The sequence below is a fragment of the Mesorhizobium sp. M8A.F.Ca.ET.181.01.1.1 genome, assembly GCF_004792025.1.
Taxonomy (GTDB): domain Bacteria; phylum Pseudomonadota; class Alphaproteobacteria; order Rhizobiales; family Rhizobiaceae; genus Mesorhizobium.
The window spans coordinates 1-403 of sequence record NZ_SRTV01000062.1; the positions used below are offsets into that span (position 1 = coordinate 1).

Here is a 403-nt window from a genome sequence, read left to right on the forward strand (position 1 = left end):
CAACAAGTGACTGCAGGAGATTGACGTGGAAGAGAACCGCCGAATCCTGGTTATCGGCACCGGCGACACCAAGGCCGACGAGCTGTTGTTCATGCGCGAGCGCATCGAAGCCGTCGGCGGTGTCGCCGTGAGGATGGACGTCAGCGTGCTTGGCGATCCACCCTACAGACCGGAGCATGACAAGCATGCCGTGGCCCGCGCGGCCGACACAACGATCGAGGCGATCATTGCCAGTGGCGACGAGAACACGGCAATGACCTTGATGGCGCTCGGCGCCTCGCGACTCGCGCGCTCGCTCTATGACCGGGGCGAGATCGAGGGCTTCATCGCGCTGGGCGGCTCGATGGGCACCGACCTTGCGCTCGACGTGGCGCTGATCTTCGGCGTGCTGTTCCTGGCGCCG

General features: G+C 65.0%; 1 protein-coding gene. It reads left to right on the forward strand.

Annotation, left to right across the window (positions count from 1 at the left end):
- Nucleotides 1-25: 25 nt before the first annotated feature.
- On the forward strand, nucleotides 26-403 hold a 378-nt coding region (locus EN824_RS33585; RefSeq protein WP_189522271.1), incomplete at its 3' end, for a Tm-1-like ATP-binding domain-containing protein.